Here is a 370-nt window from a genome sequence, read left to right on the forward strand (position 1 = left end):
CAGCCCCTGCTCGCGCGCGCAGTCCTGCGCGATCGCATAGCCCGCATCCGCATGCCGCATCACGCCAGTACCCGGGTCATTCCAGAGCACGCGCGCAATGCGCTGGTCTGCTGCCTCGCTGCCGTCGCAGACGATCACCACGCCGCTGTGCTGGCTGTAGCCCATGCCGACACCGCCGCCGTGGTGCAGGCTGACCCAGGTCGCGCCGCCTGCGACGTTGAGCATCGCGTTCAGCAGCGGCCAGTCCGACACCGCGTCGGAGCCGTCGAGCATGGCTTCCGTCTCGCGGTTGGGGCCCCCCCCAGCCCCCGCGCCGAGATGCTCACGCCCGATCACGATAGGCGCATTGAGATATCCATTCCGCACTATC

The 370-nt window shown here is 68.9% G+C and carries 1 protein-coding gene; it reads right to left on the reverse strand.

Features of this window, described 5'->3' with window-relative positions:
- Window positions 1–370, reverse strand: a 370-nt coding sequence (locus FLQ44_RS22680; protein ID WP_500692568.1) for a urocanase-related protein, incomplete at both ends; no start/stop codon positions are given.

The sequence above is a fragment of the Vogesella mureinivorans genome (assembly GCF_007644035.1).
GTDB lineage: Bacteria > Pseudomonadota > Gammaproteobacteria > Burkholderiales > Chromobacteriaceae > Vogesella > Vogesella mureinivorans.